Origin of the sequence: Pseudoalteromonas sp. 5Ae-yellow (genome assembly GCF_014077565.1) — a bacterium.
Classification (GTDB): Bacteria; Pseudomonadota; Gammaproteobacteria; order Enterobacterales; family Alteromonadaceae; genus Pseudoalteromonas.
This window is the reverse complement of sequence record NZ_JACGWD010000008.1, coordinates 61,262-83,340: the sequence shown is the minus strand read 5'-3', so window position 1 is coordinate 83,340 and position 22,079 is coordinate 61,262. Positions and strand designations below refer to the sequence as shown.

The window sequence follows — 22,079 nt, the reverse complement described above, 5'->3', positions numbered from 1 at the left end:
TGGACAATGCCAATCCATAATTGGAATCTGACATTGTCGCAATTGGCCATCCACTTCGAAGGTAGGTTAGATGGTGTGCTAGATATTTAGCAACTTAGGCTGACACAGAATTCTGAACGCCCTCTAATTATTAGCGGGAGTAAATAAAAGCCGGTAAAAATTAAATGTCCATATTTCCAAAAACCTTTATCGCTTTGTTGAGAAAAGCTGCTTAACGAGCTCATACTAATACCTCTGGCATATTATTTTTACTTATAGCACTATTTTTATTAATAAATATAAATAACATAAAAATGCATACCAGCATAAAGCAATCTGCGTACGTAATAGTAAAACTTAACGCCTCTAGCACTTCATTAATAGTTAAGCTGATTAAAATTAAATAATTCATAATTACCTCCTGTTGAGTAAGGTAACTATGCCCACGTACAAAAATAATAAGAGTGTGAAGTGTCATCAACTTTAATGACTTTTGTCATGCGGTAAAAAATTCATCTTAAGAATTTTTAAGCAATGTTAATATATTCAAAAAGTACAACAAGGAAACTAAATGCAGCCTCAGCAACAAAGTTTAATTTATTTACACATAGCGGTATTACTTTTTGGCGGGACCGCTCTATTTGCCAAACTTATTGGTTTAAATGCTTTAGATATTACCGTTTACAGAACTGCAATTGCAGGAATGGCTATTTTAGCCATGCTTTATTTTCAAAAAAAACAAATTAAACTAAACAAGCCTAAAGACTACCTTATTGCATTATTTTTAGGAGTTGCGGTGGGTATTCACTGGGTAACCTATTTTGCTGGTATGCAAATGGCCGGTATAACAATTGGGATGCTGGCGTTTTTTAGCTACCCCGTAATGACGGTGTTTTTAGAGCCCTTATTTAATAAAAGCAGGCCAAAAGCAAAAGATATAATAAGTGCGGTGGTAGTTGTTTTAGGTATTTACCTATTAGTCCCAAATGCAAACTTAGGCGACGATGTAACCCTAGGTATAATGACAGGTGTAATATCGGCATTGTTTTTTTCAATCAGAAACATTACTCATAAGCGCTACTTTAGCCAATATGGCGGGCCGCAAACGATGTTTTATCAAACCTTAGTGGCAAGTATTATGCTGTGCGCATTTATTGAAGTGCCTGTGTATGAGGTTAGTGATCATGATCTGATTTTAATTGCTATAGCGGGTATTATTTTTACGGCTACACCTCACTCATTATTTGCAGCAAGTTTAAAGCATTTATCAGCGGCAACCGCTGGGTTAATTTCTTGCTTACAACCACTTTATGGCACCATACTGGCTATAGTAATTATTCATGAACGTCCTACTGTTATGACGTTAGTTGGTGGAGCACTTATTGTTAGTGCCGCTTGTTTTGAAACGTGGTCAATCACTAAAAAGGCTCGACAATGAAAGTATTTGCACACCGTGGTGCCAGTGGGGATTTTCCTGAAAACACCGAAAGCGCTATTTTAGAAGCGTTAAAAGTAGGTGTTGATGGTATTGAAGTAGATATTCAAAGTTCCTTAGATGATTACATGTTAATACACGACTCATGGCTCGATAGAACCACCAGCGGTAAAGGTAGGGTGAGTAACTTTACGGCACATGAACTCTCTAAACTTGATGCTGGAAATGGCGAAAAAATTCCTACTCTTCAACAGTTGTTTGATTGGAATAACAATAAATCTTTATTAAATATTGAGCTTAAACACACGTTTGCACTAGAAAGGTTTGTGGCTCAATTAGAACAAAACATTGAAGCTAAAAAAATATCGAAAGCCAATATTTTAGTATCATCGTTTGATCATCATCAACTACAGTGGCTTAAAAACAAGCTACCATGGCTTAAAATAGGCGCCCTTACTTCTTCTATTCCAATTAACTATGCAAAGTTTGCTAGTGATTTAAACGCTTATAGCGTACATGCAGATAAAACCTTTATAAATAAGGCCTTTGCAGAGGATGCAAAAAAAAGAGGCCTAAAGATTTATGCTTATACGGTCGATAGAGAACAAGATATAGCGCTAATGCTTGAGTATGGCATAGACGGAATTTTTACAAATTACCCAGCGCGAACCAAAGCTTACTTGTTGTCGTTACAAAAAGGCTAACTTACATTCCCCTCACTTAAATAACAATCGTAGGGCTTGAGCATAATGAGTGGTTTCATGAAAATTTATAACTATATAGAGCAAACATTCTTTTTTACGTTAACCCGTAAAATAGTCGGTAATTTAAGTTTTGTATTATTGTTCCAAGCAATTACGTTACTTTGGCTGCATCAGAGTTTAAGCGAACAACAGCAAAGTACAGGGCTATTTTGGCTGCTTACGCTTGTGATTATATCTGGTTTTATTTTTACTCTTTTTTATATGCGTTTTTTAATTGTTCGCCCTGTTACTGCTATGCGCGATACTTTGATAGAAATAAACCAACAAGATGCAAATTTAGCAGCAAAACTTCCCCACTTTTCGTATGACGAATTTAAAGATTTAAGTTCACAATACAATATATTTACTGCCCATTTAAGTGAGTTACTCAGCACAACATATAACAGTGCTCAAGCGAGTGCACACAGCAATACACAAGTCACTGAATCAATGAAAAATACTGAGCAATCAAGTGAGCAACAAATACAGTTAAGCCACAGTATTATTAATGCCAGTATGCAAATAACCCAAAGCTTACAAGACATAGTAAATAATACAGATAGCGTACATAACGTTAATAATGAACACCTTAACTTTGTAAAACTATCTGCGTCAGAACTCGCTGCTTTAGTAGAGCAGGTAAAACTGATTACTAATATGCTAGGTAGCTTTTCAAATACAATTGCGGGACTAAAAGAGAACAGTGAAAACATTCGTAGTATTTTAAAAATGGTTGAAGAGTTTTCTGATCAAACTAATTTGTTAGCCCTCAACGCCGCAATAGAAGCAGCTAGAGCGGGTGAAGCTGGCAGAGGATTTGCCGTAGTTGCAGACGAAGTACGCACGCTTTCAATAAAAGTGAGTGGCGCAACTAGGCAAATAAGTGACTTTATTACTCAAATGAATGATTTAGTAAACGAGACGAATAAAGAGTCAGAGCAATTAATTACCCACTCCAATAATGCACAAAGCTCAATTAGTGCAACCTGTGATGGCTTTACTAAAATGCTGAGTGAATTTGAGCACAACCAACAACAGTTACAACAAATAGCTAACGCGGTGCATATGCTTGAAGATACTCAAACCGATACTCACCAATCGGTAGAACAAATTGTAGCGCTAGGTGAGCAAGCTAAACAGCAAATAGATACAGCCCTTAGCGATTGCCAACAATCTCAACAGTTAAGCTTACAAACCCAACAACAGTTAAAGCGCTTTGTCCGCTAAGAAGCGTTTTCGGGCTCAGAGAAATATGGTAAATTACGCAGCTATTAATTTAAGTGTGTGAAGTGTGTGAGCAACCCTACCCCAGACTATGAAAAATTAGCCCTGCAAATAAAAACCTGGGGGCAAGAGCTTGGTTTTAGCGAAGTAGGTATTACTGATATTGACCTATCTAAGCACGAAGCCCAACTGCAACGCTGGCTTGATGCTGGCTACCACGGCTCGATGGGTTACATGGCTACTCACGGCATGAAACGCGCTCGCCCTGCTGAATTAGTACCTGGTACACAGCGTGTTATATCTGTAAAAATGAACTATCTCCCTCCCGATGCTGGCTTTGCAAAAACCTTAAAAAATAAAGAAAAAGCATACATCAGCCGCTATGCACTGGGTCGTGATTACCATAAATTAATGCGTAATCGTTTAAAAAAACTAGGTCAAAAAATAGAACAAGAAATTGGCGAATATGGCTTTAGGCCCTTTGTAGATTCAGCTCCTGTACTTGAACGTCAACTCGCCGAAAAAGCCGGTTTAGGTTGGCGTGGTAAGCATTCTTTATTAATTAATCAAGAAGCAGGATCGTGGTTTTTTTTAGGCGAGCTATTTATTGATTTACCCCTACCAATAGATGCAGAGAACACCTTTGAGGGATGCGGTAAATGCGTTGCTTGTATTACGCTTTGCCCAACAGGTGCAATTGTAGAGCCTTACGTTGTTGATGCACGTAAATGCATATCGTACTTAACGATAGAACACCAAGGACCCATACCCGAACAATACCGAACTTTATTAGGCAACCGTATCTATGGTTGTGATGATTGCCAGTTGGTATGCCCTTGGAATCGTTATGGACAAATAACGGATGAAAATGACTTTCATCCCCGTACTCAATTAAAAAATAAAGATTTACTTGAGCTATTTGCTTGGGATGAGCCTACATTTTTAAAAAATACCGAAGGCAGCCCTATTCGCCGCATAGGTCACGAACGTTGGTTACGTAATATAGCGGTCGGTTTAGGTAATGCAGAGTTTAGCCCGGCTATTATTCATGCTTTACAAGATAAAAGCCAAATATCCAGCGAGCTTGTTTTAGAACATATTGAATGGGCGCTTGCTCAACAAAACGATAAACAACGATTACAAACTCGTAAAACGGCTAGGTTAATCAGAATCGTAGAAAAAGGCTTACCCAGAGATGCATAATGCAGTTGGAGTAAGCCTTAAAGTAACATTATTTAATTAATTATATTTAGCTCTTTAAAAGCAATGACAGGTCTTGCTCAATTTCAGCAAAAGCTGCTTTGACTTGTTTAACAGACTCTTCTCTTGCTACTGAGTTTTGGATAGTGTCATCTACTTTTTTATAAATAAACACCTCCTGATCTTCATCCAGTCCCATTGATGGGATACGTTCTTCGAGCTCTTCTTGTAACTGTTTAAACACTTTTTCGTTGTTTTGACGGTTTTCATTCAACAAGCTAATTAAGCTATGAAACTTACTATGAACAGTACTTGCTACGGCATTAAGTTTCGCTCGTTGTGATTCAAGCATTTTCTTGGTCATGATGGCGCGTAGCTGCTGCTCGGTAACACTGACAATAAAACATACGTGGTCGCGTATACGACCATGCTTATCAGGGTCATGATCGGGCATATTTAAAATGAGTAAGCTAATCAATTCATAGTTAACTAAAATTCGGTGCGAAAACTCATGTAAGCGCCCTTTGTTTTTCAGCATTTCAAATAGCTCCACCACAATAGGTGAACACACGCCGTTTAGCGCAAAGTGGCTAATTTCATTATTTTCTCTAAATTCTACATTGCTTTGTAAATCAAAAGACTGCAGGCAATCTACAAGCGCTTTACCTAGCTCTTGAGGATCGTTAATAAAGCCTATGTTTTCAACGTAGTTAACTATTTGCCCCATTTCACTGCTATTGGCCATTGCATTAAATGCAGTTGATGTTGCATCTTCAACTTGCTTTTCTAGGCTTTGTTTTTCAACGAGTACTTGATTTAAATTTTTAAGCTTTGACTTGAGTTCATCATGGCCAAAGGGTTTTACAATATAGTCTTCTGCACCAACCGAGTAGCCTTCCATTCGCTCTTCAACTGTGCCCCGAGCCGATACAAACACAACAATTATGTGTGCTGTATTTTGATTTGCTTTAAGTGCCTTACATACTTCATAGCCGTTCATTTGCGGCATACTTACGTCGAGCAATATAACCTGAGGCATATAGCCTTCAACCATGTTTAAACACTCAGGACCACTCGTTGCTACTTGTAATTCAAAATCAAGCTCCTCTAAAATTTCTTCAATTATCTCAAGGTTAAAAGGCTCGTCATCGACGGCAAGAATTTTAGTTAAGGCCATAATTTATCATCCATTCAAATTCTCAAAAAAGTTACTTGGCTTGCCAAAAAACAATTAATTACTGTGCTGTATTAGCTGTTCTTCAGCTAAACGCTCGTCTAGATTTATTTCTAATGGCACTTGTATAAATATAGTTGCACCACCATTTTCGTTGTTACGTGCAGTGATCTCACCTTGGTGTAAAGATACAAACTCTCGACACAAAGCAAGACCGAGCCCTGTACCACCAGCACCGCTATTTGTTTTACTGCTTTGTACAAACTTAGTAAAAATATGCTCTAGTTCATCTTCTGGTATACCGACCCCATTATCGGTAACCTTTATGGTGGCAAGTTTATTATCTGACTCTAAATTTACCTGTATTTTACTTTTTGGTTCACTAAATTTAAGTGCATTACCCAATACGTTTCGAAGTAGCTGGTTTATTTGCTCTTCATCACATTGCGCAATTACAGGTAATAGCTGTGCGGTAAATACAATCTCAATTTCTTTTTCCATTGCCGTACCAGATACATCATCAATACTTGTTTTAATGATGTTAGCTAGATTATACGGACGAGGATTAAATGGAAACTTACCCACATCTAACTTAGATAGATCGAGTAAATTATTTAGTAACGACAGTAAACGCTCACCACTACTCTCTATTCGCGATAGATACTTAATGAGTTTTTCTTTTGCAAAATCTCCAGCTTCTAATTTAGTTAAACCAAAACGCGAAAAGCTTAAAATAGAGTGCATAGGTGTTCGAAGTTCATGCGACATGTTTGCTAAAAATTCTGATTTACTTAAGTTTGCAGCCTCAGCCACATTTTTAGCATGCTCGAGTTGTGAAGTACGCGCTCTTACTTGCTCTTCAAGAACATCTTTTGCTTCAAGTAATAAATCCTCTTTTTGCTTAAGATGGGTTACATTTTTAAATATGACCGCAAGTGCTATTTCGCCATGGTGATCTATCTCATTAAAAGAGCCAACTAAAGGTATATAACCTCCTGCTGTTTTAGATAAACGTAAATCGCAGCTAAATTGTCGATTACTATTTAATGTCGAAATCTTATCTTTAATACCTAAAATTGAATCATCATCTAAAAAATCAAATACTGATTTACCTTCGAGTTCATTAAACGGTAAGTTAAATAGTCTCAAGCAAGCATCATTAGCTTCTATCACTCTACCGCACTTTTCAAATAACATAATTGCATCGGGCGTATGTTTATAAATAACCTGAAGTAGGCTGTCTTTTTCAATCAGTGCATCAACCGTATCTTGTAGCCTTTCTACAAGCTCTGCGTTATGACGTTTTAATAACTCTGTTTGCCATAATTTATGTATTGATTGTAATAATGAGCTATCGTTTAAAGGTTTAATAAGTACGTCTTCTACGCCTTGACGAATTGCGTCGATCATTGAAACTTGATCAGGGCGTGAGGTAAATAACAAACAACGACAATGCGGTTGGGTTACTTTTAAATTTGAAAAAATTCCTAAACCTGTTCCGTCATCTAAAATAAAATCGCTTATCAGTATATCTATTTGCTTTTCTTTACTAATTTCTAAAGCTTCTGCGGAGGTTGTTGCAGTATGAGTCTCGATATGAGCACCGATTAAGCTATTTTTCATTTTTTCGAGACGTTCAGGAACATGATCGACGAGTAAAATAGTAGGTAATTGCAAAATATGGTTAGAGCCTAATTCTAATAGGCTCTCTAAAAGAGAAGTCATTTCTTTATTAGAAAAAAATGGGTAGACCACGGTTGCGTCAGGCGCAATATGATTTAGCTCGCTAAACGCAGTTAGTTGTTCACCGCTTTGTGCTTTTGGCGCAAGCAGCATAAAGCGCTCTTGCGCTACTTCGCTTACAAGCGGTTTTATAGAATCAACAGGCACACCATGGGCAACAACAACTAAGTCGTAATCGCCTATATTGGTATACATGTCTAGCATGCTGAAATGAATTAATTCGACCTCACACCCTATTAATTCTAAAAGCACTTTCACACGCATCGCGATGACACTACTACTATCAATAATTAATATTTTTCGAATCATCAAGCCACACTTCAAATTAATAAACTTAATATCCTAACAGCGTAGTCTATTTTTATTTAATTGACATAAAGCCCTATTTTTTTTGTAAAAAAATATTACAAGGTTTCATAAAACAGTTTATTTAAGATGCTTTCCAAAAATAGTCAGGCTGTAGGGCTTGTTATCCATTATGGCAACGCTTGGTAGCTCGCCCCATATTTCAAAATCAAAATGCTTAAACAATTTAACACTGGGTAAATTATGACTAAAAATAAAACCAAGCAATACTTTAATATTTAATTGCTTAGCTTGTGTTTGAGCAAATATCATTAGCTTTTTACCAAGCCCTTTACCTTGTGCTTTACGGGTAATGTAAATGCTCATCTCTACTGTGCCATCGTAAGCAGGACGCCCATAAAACGATTTATAACTTACCCAAGCAAGTACTTGGTTATTTTCGCAGTAAACATAAATAGGCCTTTTATCGTTATGGCTATTAAACCAGTCACGCTTTTCGTCAACAGTAACTTCTTCGGTATCTGCAGTTACCATTCGACCTGCAATGGTTTCGTTATAAATGGCTACAATTTCATTAAGATCATTAATAGTTGCTAAACGGATTGTCATAGGTCATTTGGGGGTTGATCAATTTGTTCCATATTAGCGTATGATTATCCAATCAAACAATTGAAAAGTTTAGGTAATGTAATGCTAAAAAAAATTATAATAGGATTAATGGCTTTATTTATTAATACTTCACTCCAAGCTGAAACATCATCAACTATAAACCAAACCTCTACCCAAGACTGTCAAGATTTTACCAATGTCGATATTCGAAAGCTGCGCTCAAAAGAATCTATTAATTTATGCCAATTTAAAAATAAGCCTTTATTAATAGTAAACACGGCAAGCAACTGCGGTTTTACACCCCAATTTAAAGGCCTTGAAGCGCTATATCAGCGATACAAAGAACAAGGTTTAGTCGTATTAGGGTTCCCTTCTGATGATTTTTTTCAAGAAGAGGATAGTGAAAAAGAAACTGCAAAAGTATGCTTTGTAAATTATGGTGTAACCTTTCCTATGTTTGCTACAAGCGAAGTTCGTGGTAGCGAAGCGAATCCAATTTTTAAATATTTGAATGAGCAAACTAGCTCTCCAAATTGGAACTTTTATAAGTACTTAGTGTCTGCTGATCGTGAGACGGTTTTACGGTTTAACAGCAAAGCAGCACCTGATTCAGAACAAATGATTGCTGCAATTGAAACTGTGCTTTCTGATAAATAAGTTTATACTGGTACAATTAGTTGAAACTAACTAGAATGATATTTTAATTCGGTTAAAAAAACACCACACTATACTCGGGAGATTTTATGACAGTAGCAAGCGCACGACATATACTTGTAGACAGTGAAGCACAATGCTTAGACTTAAAAACAAAAATTGAGCAAGGCGAAGACTTTGCTGAATTAGCCAAAGCGCATTCAAACTGCCCATCAGGTCAAGATGGCGGTGCTCTTGGTGAGTTTGGTCCTGGTATGATGGTTCCAGAGTTTGATAAAGTTGTGTTTTCAGCTCCAATTAACCAAGTACAAGGCCCTGTGCAAACTCAATTTGGTTATCATTTACTTGAAGTTACTAGCCGTTCAGAATAAATTTAACTGTATCGTAAGTAACGTTTTATAAAAGCCGCTTATGCGGCTTTTTTATGGAGTAATTATGCAATTAATTGGTTCTGTACCTTCACCTTACGTGCGCCGAATTAGAATTTGGGCACAACAAAACAACTGTAAACTAGAGCTTGTGAGTCTTGATATATTTTCTGAGCAAGATCGCCCTACTATGGCCAGTAAAAATCCAGCTCGAAAGATTCCCATTCTGGTAGATGGCGACTTAACACTTAGTGACTCTAATTCTATATTGCGCTATTTACTTGAAAAAACAGGACAACCAAAACTAACGTGGCCGCAAGAGCACTTACTTACGACTATAAATGCCTGTAACGATTCGCTAGTAGAAATGCTGCTATGTGAACGCTCTGGATTTGACACCAAAAGCGATAAACTCTTTTTTAATTTGCAAAACGAACGAATTGAACAAACATTAAGCTTTTTAAATACCCATTTAAGCGATGAAGAATTTAAAAGCTGTGAATACCTCAACATCAGTTTATACTGCCTGCTTGATTGGATTTGCTTTCGTGAATTAACTGACTTTAGTCAGTATTCAGAGCTTGTTGCTTTTCATAAGCAATATGGCAAGCGTCAAGCAGCAATAGATACTAATCCTCGTCACTAATTTAAAAAGGTAAACACATGAGCGATATCGAAATTGAATCACAACTAGTTAACTTTGTAGAAAAAGTACGTGTTAGCGAAGTAATTTGGGCACTTGGTGCAGAAGATAATGGCTTTGTAGTGTGCGATTCTAACCAATTTGACGAAACTGACGTACTACTGCTTTGGGAAAGTGAAGAAGCAGCTAAAGCGCAATGTAAAGAAGAGTGGAAAGACTACAGCCCTGTAGAAATAAATCTTGATGAATTTTTAGATGCATGGGTTGAAGATTTAAATGAAGATAACGCACTTGTTGGCATTAACTGGAATGATGACCAAGTATGTACAGAGATTGAACCTACTGGTTTAGCTCGCGCTTTAAGTGAGTAATACTTTATACGCTTTATTTTAAGAGCGAATAAAACCCGACTAGCATCTACTGCTAGTTGGGTATAAAATAAAACACATCATTATTTTCAAGGTATTACGTTGAAAACCCATCTTGGTCGCCGGCCCTTTTCAGCCATGGAACTGCACACTCTTTATAATGGATATATATACGGTGATTTTAAAGTTGCACGTGAGCAACCAAAACACTGGCATTTTTGGCTTCCTCTAATTGCATATTACAGTGGTGCATATAGCGATGAAATTGGCTATCTAACGCTTGATGATCTGTCTCTTGAAAAAGATGTCTTATGTTTTAATTTTCATACTCACGGTAAGATAAAACCTCGCTTAGTTCCAGTGCATCAGGCACTTATAGATGCCGGGTTTAATGAATACTTAGCATTCATAAAATCACAAAATCAACAACGATTAATGTTCGACTTACCCGCTAAAACTGGCAGATACAGTGAAAAAGTCCGTATTTGGTTTTCAGGTGAAGGTGAGCGAGCCGGCTATTTACAAAAGTGTGATATACCAAACGTTGATCAACTCGGTATGAAAACAGCAATAAGCAGCCTTCGTCTTAACTTTGAGCAACAAGTGCGTATACATGCTCTGCAAGCCAACTCTAAAGACGCCTTTAATTACCTCATGGGATTTAACGAATACCCACATAATGAATTTAAGGACGTGCTTTTATTAAATAACGTGATCCAAAAAATACGTATAATTAACTCACACCTGCATTGGCAGCGTTTTATAACACGCGAAAGCCACTGACAAACTTTGTTACTATTTCCCCTTAAAGTCATCGTTATAATCAATTACTCTATTAAAAAAAACTGTTAGGATATCTGACCCCCTAATAATATGAGCATAAAAAAGCCTATTTAGGGTAGTTTCTAACAACAACAATCTAGGGATCACTATGTTTCTTAAAAGCCTCTTAACAGTGAGCGTTGCTTTGGCAATGGGTGCTGCAAACGCTAACGAATTCGTTATTGAAAAACTCGCAAAACCAAGTTCTCAACAGGTATCGTTAACACTCGATCCGAGCCAAGATACATTCACAGGGATAACTGAGATTTCCCTAGAAGTACTAAAACCAACAAAATACATTGAATTAAATGGCGTAGCTTACGCTGTTAAAATGGCGCAACTGCTTGGCGACGAAAACTGTGACTTAAACAACGAAATGCTTAAAACAGGTAAAGTTAAATTTAGCTGTGATGAGCAAATCCAACCAGGTAAATACACCCTTAAAGTTGATTTTTCAGCGCCATATAATCGTCAAAGCGTTGGTTTATACAAAACGTTAGACCAAGGCACACCTTATTTATTTACTCAATTTGAAATGAGTGATGCACGCCGTGCATTTCCTGTTTTTGATGAGCCAAGTTACAAAATTCCATTTCAGTTAACGATTACTGCACCTACATCACAAAAAGTATATTCAAATACGCCAGAACTAAAAACAACGGTTGATGGCGATATGACCACACACTTTTTTGATAAAACGCCGCCAATTCCTTCATACTTAGTCGCGATGGCTGTTGGCCCATTTGAAGAATTAGATATTAAAGGCATGCCAATTCCTGGTCGTGTAATTACCCCTCAAGGTAAAATTCACTTAGCCCAATACGCAAAAGAAAACATGCCAAAAGTACTGGGCGCACTTGAAGCGTATTTTGGTATTCCTTACGTTTACAAAAAATTAGACTCAGTAGCGGTACCAGAGTTTCCATTTGGCGCAATGGAAAACTCAGGCTTAGTAACCTACCGAGAAGATATTTTATTAGTTGATTTAGCTGCAGCAACACGCAGTAAAAAACAGCGTAATGTATCAATTATTGCTCATGAACTTGCTCACCAATGGTACGGTAATTTAGTAACCATGAAATGGTGGAACGACTTATGGTTAAACGAAGCGTTTGCTAGCTGGATGGCTGCAAAAATTACTAAGCAGCTTAACCCTGAGTTTGAATCGCACTTAGACCTGCCACAAAACAACGTAATGGCACTTGATGCACGCCTAAGCACCAAGCCTATTCGTAAGCCAATTAAAACCGAAGCCGACATTATGGACGGTTTAGGTCTTGCTTACAGTAAAGGCAGCTCAGTACTTGCTATGGTTGAAAACTGGATTGGCGAAGATGCATTTCAAAAAGGTATTCAAAGTTATTTAAAAGAGTTTTCATATAAAAATGCAGAAGCGGCCGACTTATGGGAAGCACTTGGTAAAGCATCAAATAAAGACGTAGCGAGTGTTTTAAAATCGTTTATTGAGCAATCTTCTTTCCCACTAGTTAAAGTAACTCAACAAGGTAGCAAAGTAACTATTTCACAAAGCCGCTTTGTAAACGCAGGCGTTGATGCGCCAGAGCAGCTATGGAATGTACCTGTTGCAATTAAATATGGTGCTGGCGATAAAGTAAAAACAGCAAACGTATTACTTAATAAACAAAGCCAAACACTAGATTTAGACTTTGAACCAGAGTGGATTTATCCTGACCAAGGTGCATTAGGCTACTACCGCTGGGTAATGGATGATGCACAATTTAGCGCACTTGTTAAAAAGGCGCCAAGCGTACTGAGTGACCGTGAACGCTTAGCGTTACTATCTGCTACTGATGCGCTACTTGATGCTGGTGTTATATCTGCTACTAAGTTAATGCAAACACTTGAAGTGTTCGTAAGCGATAGCCACCCTCGCGTAGCAAATACCGCACTAGGTTACTTAGTGTCGCAACAGCGCACTTTTAAAGACGATAGCAATAAAGACCTATGGCCTGAATTTATTCGCGGTGCAGTAACGCCTGCTGCTAAAAAATATGGTTTAGAAGCAAAAGCGGGTGAAGATGGTGCTATTGCACAACTTCGTGCAGCCGTTGTATCACGCTTAGGTTTTGATGGTGAAGATCAAAACGTCATCAATAAAGCCAAAGAACAAACGCAGGTTTATTTAAATGATCCACAAAAGGTAGACCCATACTTAGCGGGTACGTACTTAACTCTTGCTGCTTTTCATGGTGACAAAGCGCTGCTTGATCAATTCATGACAACGTTTAAAACGACTAAAGATCCGCAAGTACGCACAAACATGCTTGCAGCTATGGGCTTTTTTGGTAAACCTGAGTTACAAAAAGCGGTATTAGCTTATAGCTTAACGGATGAAGTAACGGCATCTGACATGCGTACTATTTTGTCAGGTCAAAGTTACACAGATGAGCGCCAAGCATTATTTATTGATTGGGTTTACAGTAACTACGATAAAGTAACAGCAAGCTTACCGCCGTTCTTTATACCTAACTTGCCGTACTTTACAACTGCAAGCTGTGATGCAGAAAGTTTAGCGACAACAAAAACCTTCTTTAACGAAAAAGTAGCTGATGTAGCTGGTTACGCTCGTACATTAAGTAAGCTTGAAGAAAGCACAAACGATTGTATCGCGCTTAAAACACGTGAACTTGAATCGGTTAATAGCTTTTTAAAAAGTAAGTAATTATTAGGTTTATTGAGCTATAAAAATACAAAAGCCGCTGAATATAAATTCAGCGGCTTTTTACTTTTTATATAAAATTAGTTGCCAATAATCATAGTTAGCTTGGCTATAAAATCTTTGGCTGCTTGCTCAGAGTTTATTTTAAACGCAACACCGTAGTGAATAGGTTGAGCGCTTTTAAAAATGCGCGTAGGAAAGCGTGTCATCTCACTGCTATGGAAGTACCCTTGCGCACGTGTTACGCCATCTATATCATTAAAATCATCGCTAAATACTTCAAATGCAGGGCGAATTACTATTTTACCCTTGCCGCTTTCGCTGTGGGTATAAAATGCTTCTTTAGAGTTTACTAACATGTACTCTGCAATATTTTTAATCTTAAAATTACTTCTGCACTGTAATTTAATGAGCTGTTCTGTCAGCTCGTCTGCACTATAAGCCACGTGTAATCCCTATTAGTTAATTTGCGTATTAGATTAACGCATACACACAATAAAATCTGAATTTATTTGTCTGCTTTACTTTGTTATATCACATACAAAAGCGAGTTTTTCATTGTTGTAACTCATTCTTGTTATATTTGTTTCGCAGTAGGTGCTTAAATTAAGCCATTGCGATACTTCATCACTTCCATCAAGTTTACGCTGATAAACGCGGTTTTTAATAGCATAAGCAATGGTCGCATTATCCTTTAAAATAAAATCTTGAACTTGAGCCGGTAACCTTAATAGGTCTTCAACTTGTTTATCTTGTGGATTAAAACTCGCTAAAATGTGTTGCTCGTTTTTAGTGTAACTAAATAAAAATGCAGCCATTGAGTTGTTATAAATAAGCGTTCGGCCAATATTACTGGCAGCTATTTCCCCCTTCGCTTGTGCAACAGAAGTATATTGAAGAGTGTGAGGCTTTCCTAAAATAAACATCACTAAATCATTTTGGACACCCCATGCATGGTATCCAACAGGTTCAATCCAATCAAAAATACGACTTGGCGCATCTTCATTTTTGAGTGGGTAATGCCACAATTTTTGCTTACCGTCAGCTTCTACAACAATCGCTGATATCGCATCACCACTTGGCATAACCGTTGGCGAATATTCGCTTACAGGAGAGTTAGTTATATTGGTAACTTTTTTTGACGTGAAATCATAATAAGCAATATCAGTTTGGCTTTGCCCTTTATTAATTACTTCATGAGTAAAGTATAAACCTGTACTTGTTAAGTGCGGTTGGTTGTTATAACTATTTTTATCGCTCACTATACTAACTTGTACCCCGAAAGGTGTATTTAAATCAGCAAGTAATACTTGGCTTTTTGGCATGCTAGCCTGCACCACTATTGGGCTCAGCGCTGCTATAGAAAATAATCCAAGTAATGGTTTAATAAGTTTCATGCTTTCTCTCGTTTTAATTTTAAGCACCTCATGATAACGTTATTTGCTGATGGCGTCACTTGAGCTAAGTCAGTCAACTCTTAAGATACCCAAACGACTTAAAATAATGTTAAGTTTAGTCTGGTTATAAAACCTGGTCCTAAAAAAGAGAATTAACATGTCAGCTAAAAATCCTATTATTGCGATTACGGGTTCATCTGGTGCGGGTACAACCACCACAACGAATGCAATTAAACATATTTTCCGTAGCCTTAATATTCAAGCGGCTTTTGTCGAAGGAGATAGCTTTCATCGTTACACTCGCCCCGAAATGGATAAAAAAGTTCGAGAAGCACAACAAGAAGGTAAACATATTAGTTACTTTGGCCGAGAGGCCAATGACTTTGGCGCTTTAAAAACGTTGTTTGAAAACTATAGCGAAACAGGTCAAGGAAAGTTACGCCGCTACTTGCATACCTTTGATGAAGCCGTTCCGTACAATCAATTACCAGGTACATTTACACCTTGGCAAGATCTTGACCATAATACTGACATTTTGTTTTATGAAGGGTTACACGGTGGTGTAGTTGATCAAGATGTAGACGTTGCAAAGCATGTCGATTTATTAATAGGCATGGTGCCTATTATTAACCTTGAATGGATTCAAAAATTAATACGCGATACATCCGAACGAGGCCATTCTCGCGAAGCGGTTATGGGCTCTATTGTGCGCAGTATGGATGACTATATAAATCATATTACCCCGCAGTTTTCTCGTACCCATATTAATTTTCAACGCGTGCCGACCGTTGATACATCAAACCCATTTAGCGCCAAAGATATTCCATCTCTTGATGAAAGCTTTGTAGTTATTCGCTTTAGGGGTATTGATGATGTTGATTTTCCTTATTATTTACGGATGATCGAAGGCAGTTTTATGTCTCGTATTAATACGCTTGTAGTACCAGGGGGCAAAATGGGCTTAGCTATGGAGCTGGTGCTTACTCCACTTATTAAAGATATTATTTTGAAAAAGCGTGCACTGGAAAACTTAGCACCTTTGGATATACCTATTTAACTCCTCTTCTAAGATTGAGCTCTCTCACGTACACTGCTGATTTTAGTAACAATAAGGGACATTGTGTTGTACTCATTAAAAATTATTGTGGGTTCTAAAAACCCTGTAAAAATTAACGCTGCTAAACATATTTTTACAATGTATTTCCCTGAACATGAAATTGATTGCCAAGGTGTTGATGCTCCATCCAATGTGCCAGATCAACCTATTGCCGAAGAAGAAACACGTGTTGGCGCACAAAACCGTGTTAATTATTGCAAAGAGCATTACCAAGCTCACTACTACGTGGCAATGGAAGGCGGTGCAGAGCAATTTAGCTATGGTGCAGCAACCTTTGCTTACGTAGTTATTGATAATGCCTTAAATCAGGTTGTAGGGCGCAGCAGCAACCTCCCCTTGCCTCAAGTGCTTTATAACGCATTACTTAATGGCGAAGAGCTTGGCGATGTAATGGACAAAGCATTTAATACCACCAACGTTAAACAAAAAGGGGGCGCTATTGGTTTACTTACAAACAATCATGCCACGCGCGAAAGCACCTATACACAAGCACTCACTTTAGCTATGGCGCCCTTTCTACACGTAGATCTCTACAGCCAAACAAATTAATTTAGGAAGTTTAATGAAATACAACTATGTATTGTTTGATGCAGACGAAACCTTATTTAGGTTTGATATTTTAGCGGGCATGACTCGCATGTTTAAAGCTTACAACGTAGATTTTAGCCAAGACGATTATGTTCATTATCAAAAAACCAATAAGCAGCTGTGGGTTGATTATCAAAATGGCACTATTAGCGCAGATTACTTACAAGTAACACGCTTTAATGAGTGGGCTTCAAAACTTAATGTGCCCGCAAAAGAGCTAAACGATGCTTTTTTAGATGCTATGGCGCAAATTTGCGAGCCATTACCTGGTGCTATTGAGCTTTTAAATAAACTTAAGCCAAATGCTCGATTAGGTATTATTACTAACGGATTTGCCCGCTTACAAACCGTACGCCTTGAGCATACTGGCTTAAAAGATATGTTTGAATGGTTAGTAATATCTGAACTTGTGGGTATAGCAAAACCAAATAAAGCGATTTTTGAGCACACATTTGAGCTAATGGGTAACCCAGATAAAAGCGAGATACTTATGGTGGGTGATACTGCTGCAAGCGACATACTTGGCGGCAACAATGCAGGTATTGATACTTGCTGGTTACAACACCCTGGTGAGCAATTAGCCGAAGGAATAAAGCCAACTTATACAGTAACTCATTTAAATCAGTTACAAGATCTTTTAGAGTTATAATAGAGTAAATTTTACGCAAAAAAATGACGCTAATTAGCGTCATTTTTTATAACTGTTTGTGAGCTGTTCTTTTACTGCTTTTAGGCTGGAGCTAACTCAAGACCGGGTGCAGGCATCGTCACAGGCGTTTCAAATGTTGCCCACTCCCATGCTGACTCTGTAGCCATAATTTTACGTAGTAATTTATTATTTAAATCATGACCCGATTTAAATGCTGTTACTTTACCTAAAAGATTATGACCTGTCATAAACATGTCACCAACACAGTCTAATATCTTGTGCTTAACGAACTCGTCGCTATAACGTAAACCGTTAGGATTTAGAACTTTGAACTCATCAAGTACCACAGCACTATCCATGCTACCACCTAGCGCTAGGTTGTTTGCATGCATGTATTCAATATCTTTCATAAATCCAAAAGTACGCGCACGGCTAATTTCTTCAATAAAGCTTTGCGTTGTTATGTCCAACCCAATACGTTGGCGACTTTCATTGATAGCTGGGTGGTTAAATGCAATCTCAAAGTCGATATGAAAACCATCATATGGTTCAACTTCAGCCCACTTACCATCTTCTTCAATGCGTACTTTTTCTTTAATACGGATAAAGCGTTTAGCAACGTTTTGCTCTTCAATTCCGCCTTTTTGTAACAGATATATGAATGGTAATGCACTACCATCCATAATAGGCACTTCTGAGCTATCTAATTCTACAATTAGATTATCAATTCCCATTGCAGCAACGGCTGCAATAAGATGCTCAGTAGTCGATAAGCGAACACCATCTTTGTTAATTAAACAGGTACACAGCTGCGTATCACCAACGGCTTCAGGTGTTGTTTCAAAATCAACAACCGGATCAAGGTCGACACGACGAAATACAATCCCAGTATTTGCGCTCGCAGGTCGGAGAGTTATTGTGACCTTCTCACCTTTATGAAGTCCAATTCCTATGGCTTTGACTACTTCTGCAATCGTACGCTGTTTAATCATAGGTATGCTCACTTTTAAATCAGTTACAGTTATATGGCGGAGTTTAACATAAATCCTTTTGCCTTTCAATATTTGTACGTATTTCAAACAAAAGTATTATTAAATGTTAATCTGACTGCTTACGTAAAAAAGCGGGGATATCAAAATAATCACCACCTTCTGATTTATCCGCTTTTTTACTGTTTTGCGCTGAAGAACTTGAACTGCTTGAACTAGTTGAAGGCGCTTTTTCTTTGCTTTCAGCTTGTGCTTTAGTCGTATTTTCTTCAGCGTTTGTATCTTGGCTTGCAAAGCTTGGTACGTACATACTGCTCGTTTGGTTTGATGTGCTTGCAACATCAGAACCTGATGCTTTTTTAAAGCCGTTATCAACGATACCAAACTGTGGACGACGATCGCCGCCTAAGCCAGTTGCAACAACCGTTACACGTAGCTCATCAGTCATTTCAGGGTCGATTACCGCACCAACAACAACCGTTGCGTTTTCTGACGCAAGTGCTTTAACGTGATTACCAACAATTTCAAATTCTTCAATCGCAATGTCCATACCTGCGGTGATATTAACTAAGATACCTTTAGCACCTGTTAAATCAACGTCTTCTAGTAGTGGGCTTGAGATAGCCGCTTCTGCTGCTTCTTGTGCACGATCAGGACCTGACGCAGACGCCGTTCCCATCATGGCTGTACCCATTGCAGACATTACAGTTCTAACATCGGCGAAATCCACGTTAATTAAACCAGAACGTGTAATTAGCTCTGCTATACCCTGTACCGCACCAAATAATACGTCATTAGCTTTAGCGAAGGCATCTAGAAGTGTAGTCCCTTTTCCTAAAACTTTAAGCAATTTATTGTTAGGAATTGTAATAAGTGAATCTACAATTTCTGACAATTCATTAATGCCTTGTTCAGCGGCTGCTGCACGTTTTTTACCTTCAAAATCAAAAGGACGTGTTACAACTGCAACGGTTAAAATACCGAGCTCTTTAGCAATTTTAGCAACTACAGGTGCTGCACCAGTACCTGTACCACCGCCCATACCGGCTGCAATAAATACCATATCGGCGCCTTCAAGGCTGGCACGAATTGTATCTGCATCTTCTTCAGCCGACTTACGGCCTACTTCAGGGTTTGCGCCCGCACCCAACCCAGAGGTTATTTGCGTGCCTAGTTGAACTGTAATATCGGCAGCAGAGTTACGTAATGCTTGCGCATCCGTATTGGCGGCTATAAAACGCACGCCTTCTATTTGTTGTTTTACCATGTGCTCAACAGCGTTACCGCCACCACCGCCCACGCCAATTACTTTTATTACAGCTTCTTCGCTGTGTTGTTCCATTATATCAAACATGTTTACTCTCCGACTTGAGTCTTAAAACTCGCCTTGGAACCATTTAGTAATGCGGTTCCACCAATTATTGTTATCCTCTGCTTTCGACTTTTGTGCATTCATCGATTGCATGGTACGTCCGTATTGTAACAAACCAACAGCGGTTGCGTACGAAGGATCGTCTACGTAGTCTGTCAAACCAACCATCCCGATTGGTTTGCCTATTCTTACTGGCATTTGGAAGATGTCTTCTGCCACTTCCATCGCGCCAGTCATTTTAGCAGTTCCGCCTGTAATAACGAGACCTGCCGCAATTTGGTCTTCTAAACCTGAACGACGAATTTCTTCCATCGCAAGCTCAAATAATTCTCTAAAACGAGGCTCTACCACCTCAGACAATGTATGGCGCGACATTAACCTTGCTGGTCGCCCGCCTACACTTGGTACTTCAATTGTGTCTTCGCTACTTGCCATTTGGCTACTAGCACATGCGTATTGTACTTTGAGTGACTCTGCATGTGATATAGGTGTACGAAATATTTTTGCAATATCACCAGTAACTTGGTTACCAGCTACAGGTATAACGGCAGAGTGACGAAGCGCACCATTAATATAAATGGTTATATCCATAGTGCCGCCGCCAATATCAAGTACAGCTACACCTAGCTCTTTTTCATCATCTGTAAGCACAGAATAACAAGACGCTAATGCAGTGAAGATAAGCTGATCGACTTCAAGACCACAGCGCTCTACACATTTTTCGATATTTTTTGCCATATCGTTTGAGCACGTAATAATGTGTGCACGCGCTTCCATACGAACACCACTCATACCAAGTGGGTTTTTAATGCCCTCTTGCATGTCGATACTGTATTCTTGCGGCAATGCATGCAGCATTTTACGCTCTGCCGAAATAGGCACAGAACGCGCAATATGAATTACATTTTCAATGTCTTCGTCAGTGACTTCGGTATTATTAATTGCCACCACGCCACTTTCGTTTTGGCACTGTATATGTTTGCCAGAAATACCCAAATACACAGAGCTAATACGACAATCAGCCATTAACTCGGCCTCGTCTATTGCTCGGCGAATAGACTCAGACACTAAGTTTAAATCGTTAACGCCGCCTTTATCCATACCATGAGATACTTGGCTGCCCACACCAACAATGCTGAGCTTGTTATCTGCGGTGATTTCACCTACCGTGGCAACCACTTTCGAGGTGCCAACGTCTAACCCTATTACTAGGTTTCTTTCTGCTGACTTAGTCATGCCTTACTCTTATTTTGTAATTGTTCTTCTTGCACTGGCTTAAAGCTTACTGCAAGGCCGGTATCATACCGTAAATCTATTGTATCTACTTGTGCATCTGCACGTTGTTCCATTCGTGGGTAGACGTCTATAAACCGTTGTACACGCTTGGCTTTATCTTTACGTCCTAAATTTAAACGTATTCCGTTATCTAGCCATAATTGCCACGAAAAGCGCTCCGACAATGCCAAACTTGTTAACGTTAAACCGTTAACTTTTAGCATTTCATCAAATTGCTTAAAAGCAATCCACGCCTCTTCTTCGCTGCCTTCTGGGCCATATAACTGCGGTAAGTTATCATCTAACTTATCGCTGCTGGCTTGAAATGCTTGGCCACTTTGGTTGAGCAACAAGTCGCTATTCCAGTGAGCAACTACTTCATGTTCAACTACATACACCTGTATAGTATCAGGCCATTGTTTACGTACCGAAGCGGTAGCAACCCAAGGCAAGTCTTGAACTAGCTGCTGCACGTGCTTAACATCAAGTTCAAAAAAACTACTTAAATCGGCTTTTTTAATTGCTTTTATAATTGCCGTTTCATCTGTGTATTTGGGATGTCCTTGCACTGTAAGGTGCTTAATTTGAGCATCTTTATTTTCAACTAACCAATCAGATACACCTGTGGTTATTTGTACTAAGCCTATAACCACAACCAGAAAAAAACTCACTCCAAAAATCAGCGACCAATTAAAGTTAAGTTGCTGTTTTAGTTGTTGAGCTTTTTCTAAAAGGGGATGCATA

General features: G+C 38.4%; 23 protein-coding genes. 13 read left to right on the top strand and 10 right to left on the bottom strand.

The features are described from left to right. Nucleotides 1-220 precede the first annotated feature (220 nt). Nucleotides 221-391 (bottom strand): hypothetical protein, encoded by a 171-nt coding sequence (locus H4J63_RS04150; protein WP_182194723.1) that lies wholly within the window; start codon nt 389-391, stop codon nt 221-223. A 159-nt stretch (nt 392-550) separates the two neighbouring features. Between H4J63_RS04150 and H4J63_RS04145 the strand changes: the two genes are divergently transcribed. From H4J63_RS04145 to queG, 4 genes are all read left to right on the top strand, one after another. Further along, the gene (locus tag H4J63_RS04145) at nt 551-1,417 is read left to right on the top strand and encodes a DMT family transporter (RefSeq protein ID WP_182194720.1); all 867 of its coding nucleotides are present in this window, start codon (nt 551-553) and stop codon (nt 1,415-1,417) included. After that, the gene (locus H4J63_RS04140) at nt 1,414-2,118 is read left to right on the top strand and encodes a glycerophosphodiester phosphodiesterase family protein (protein WP_182194717.1); all 705 of its coding nucleotides are present in this window, start codon (nt 1,414-1,416) and stop codon (nt 2,116-2,118) included. Before H4J63_RS04145 ends, H4J63_RS04140 begins: the two co-directional genes overlap by 4 nt. Nucleotides 2,119-2,163: 45 nt before the next feature. After that, nucleotides 2,164-3,384 (top strand): methyl-accepting chemotaxis protein, encoded by a 1,221-nt coding sequence (locus tag H4J63_RS04135; protein ID WP_182194714.1) that lies wholly within the window; start codon nt 2,164-2,166, stop codon nt 3,382-3,384. Between the two features lie 66 nt (nt 3,385-3,450). After that, nucleotides 3,451-4,584: a tRNA epoxyqueuosine(34) reductase QueG gene (gene queG / locus H4J63_RS04130; RefSeq protein ID WP_182194712.1), complete on the top strand. Its 1,134-nt coding sequence runs from the start codon at nt 3,451-3,453 to the stop codon at nt 4,582-4,584. A 46-nt stretch (nt 4,585-4,630) separates the two neighbouring features. Here queG and H4J63_RS04125 read toward each other — a convergent pair whose 3' ends face one another. The 3 genes from H4J63_RS04125 to H4J63_RS04115 form a co-directional block, all read right to left on the bottom strand. Further along, nucleotides 4,631-5,758: a PleD family two-component system response regulator gene (locus H4J63_RS04125; protein WP_182194710.1), complete on the bottom strand. Its 1,128-nt coding sequence runs from the start codon at nt 5,756-5,758 to the stop codon at nt 4,631-4,633. A 54-nt stretch (nt 5,759-5,812) separates the two neighbouring features. After that, nucleotides 5,813-7,807 (bottom strand): ATP-binding protein, encoded by a 1,995-nt coding sequence (locus tag H4J63_RS04120; RefSeq protein ID WP_182194708.1) that lies wholly within the window; start codon nt 7,805-7,807, stop codon nt 5,813-5,815. A 117-nt stretch (nt 7,808-7,924) separates the two neighbouring features. Continuing rightward, nucleotides 7,925-8,413, bottom strand: coding sequence for a GNAT family N-acetyltransferase (locus H4J63_RS04115; RefSeq protein WP_182194705.1), 489 nt, complete (start codon nt 8,411-8,413; stop codon nt 7,925-7,927). 81 nt (nt 8,414-8,494) lie between these two features. On the opposite strand from H4J63_RS04115, the gene H4J63_RS04110 reads away from it, so the two are divergent. The 6 genes from H4J63_RS04110 to H4J63_RS04085 all read left to right on the top strand — a co-directional run bounded on the left by H4J63_RS04110 (nt 8,495) and on the right by H4J63_RS04085 (nt 13,951). Beyond that, entirely contained in the window at nt 8,495-9,070 is a 576-nt protein-coding gene (locus H4J63_RS04110; protein ID WP_182194703.1) for a glutathione peroxidase, read from the top strand. A gap of 86 nt (nt 9,071-9,156) precedes the next feature. Then, nucleotides 9,157-9,438 carry a peptidylprolyl isomerase gene (locus H4J63_RS04105; RefSeq protein ID WP_002958009.1) on the top strand — a complete coding sequence of 94 codons (282 nt, stop codon included), beginning with the start codon at nt 9,157-9,159 and terminating at the stop codon, nt 9,436-9,438. 64 nt (nt 9,439-9,502) lie between these two features. Continuing rightward, the gene (locus H4J63_RS04100) at nt 9,503-10,081 is read left to right on the top strand and encodes a glutathione S-transferase family protein (protein ID WP_024605976.1); all 579 of its coding nucleotides are present in this window, start codon (nt 9,503-9,505) and stop codon (nt 10,079-10,081) included. 17 nt (nt 10,082-10,098) lie between these two features. Then, complete coding sequence (locus H4J63_RS04095; RefSeq protein WP_002958007.1) at nt 10,099-10,449, top strand: DUF2750 domain-containing protein; 351 nt, start codon at nt 10,099-10,101, stop codon at nt 10,447-10,449. A gap of 99 nt (nt 10,450-10,548) precedes the next feature. Further along, on the top strand, nt 10,549-11,229 hold the full coding sequence (locus tag H4J63_RS04090) for a hypothetical protein (RefSeq protein ID WP_138488564.1): 681 nt from the start codon (nt 10,549-10,551) through the stop codon (nt 11,227-11,229). 148 nt (nt 11,230-11,377) lie between these two features. Beyond that, nucleotides 11,378-13,951, top strand: coding sequence for a M1 family metallopeptidase (locus tag H4J63_RS04085; RefSeq protein WP_165743113.1), 2,574 nt, complete (start codon nt 11,378-11,380; stop codon nt 13,949-13,951). Between the two features lie 77 nt (nt 13,952-14,028). On the opposite strand, the gene H4J63_RS04080 is transcribed toward H4J63_RS04085, so the two are convergent. Further along, nucleotides 14,029-14,394 (bottom strand): hypothetical protein, encoded by a 366-nt coding sequence (locus H4J63_RS04080; RefSeq protein ID WP_007376965.1) that lies wholly within the window; start codon nt 14,392-14,394, stop codon nt 14,029-14,031. Nucleotides 14,395-14,469: 75 nt separating this feature from the next. Beyond that, nucleotides 14,470-15,345, bottom strand: coding sequence for a hypothetical protein (locus H4J63_RS04075; RefSeq protein WP_024605973.1), 876 nt, complete (start codon nt 15,343-15,345; stop codon nt 14,470-14,472). A 157-nt stretch (nt 15,346-15,502) separates the two neighbouring features. On the opposite strand from H4J63_RS04075, the gene H4J63_RS04070 reads away from it, so the two are divergent. The 3 genes from H4J63_RS04070 to yjjG all read left to right on the top strand — a co-directional run bounded on the left by H4J63_RS04070 (nt 15,503) and on the right by yjjG (nt 17,699). After that, the gene (locus H4J63_RS04070; protein WP_002958002.1) at nt 15,503-16,402 is read left to right on the top strand and encodes a phosphoribulokinase; all 900 of its coding nucleotides are present in this window, start codon (nt 15,503-15,505) and stop codon (nt 16,400-16,402) included. Nucleotides 16,403-16,465: 63 nt separating this feature from the next. After that, the gene (yjjX, locus tag H4J63_RS04065) at nt 16,466-17,011 is read left to right on the top strand and encodes an inosine/xanthosine triphosphatase (RefSeq protein WP_182194701.1); all 546 of its coding nucleotides are present in this window, start codon (nt 16,466-16,468) and stop codon (nt 17,009-17,011) included. Between the two features lie 13 nt (nt 17,012-17,024). Next, entirely contained in the window at nt 17,025-17,699 is a 675-nt protein-coding gene (gene yjjG, locus H4J63_RS04060; RefSeq protein WP_182194699.1) for a pyrimidine 5'-nucleotidase, read from the top strand. An 80-nt stretch (nt 17,700-17,779) separates the two neighbouring features. On the opposite strand, the gene lpxC is transcribed toward yjjG, so the two are convergent. The 4 genes from lpxC to H4J63_RS04040 all read right to left on the bottom strand — a co-directional run bounded on the left by lpxC (nt 17,780) and on the right by H4J63_RS04040 (nt 22,078). Continuing rightward, a complete protein-coding gene (lpxC, locus tag H4J63_RS04055) occupies nt 17,780-18,691 on the bottom strand; it encodes a UDP-3-O-acyl-N-acetylglucosamine deacetylase (protein ID WP_182194697.1) in 912 nt (303 codons plus the stop codon). Nucleotides 18,692-18,797: 106 nt separating this feature from the next. Continuing rightward, on the bottom strand, nt 18,798-20,042 hold the full coding sequence (gene ftsZ / locus H4J63_RS04050) for a cell division protein FtsZ (RefSeq protein WP_182194694.1): 1,245 nt from the start codon (nt 20,040-20,042) through the stop codon (nt 18,798-18,800). Between the two features lie 21 nt (nt 20,043-20,063). Then, nucleotides 20,064-21,296: a cell division protein FtsA gene (gene ftsA, locus H4J63_RS04045; RefSeq protein WP_007582937.1), complete on the bottom strand. Its 1,233-nt coding sequence runs from the start codon at nt 21,294-21,296 to the stop codon at nt 20,064-20,066. Beyond that, complete coding sequence (locus H4J63_RS04040) at nt 21,293-22,078, bottom strand: cell division protein FtsQ/DivIB (RefSeq protein ID WP_182194691.1); 786 nt, start codon at nt 22,076-22,078, stop codon at nt 21,293-21,295. The genes ftsA and H4J63_RS04040 overlap by 4 nt, the downstream gene beginning before the upstream one ends. Between the last annotated feature and the right edge of the window lies 1 nt (nt 22,079).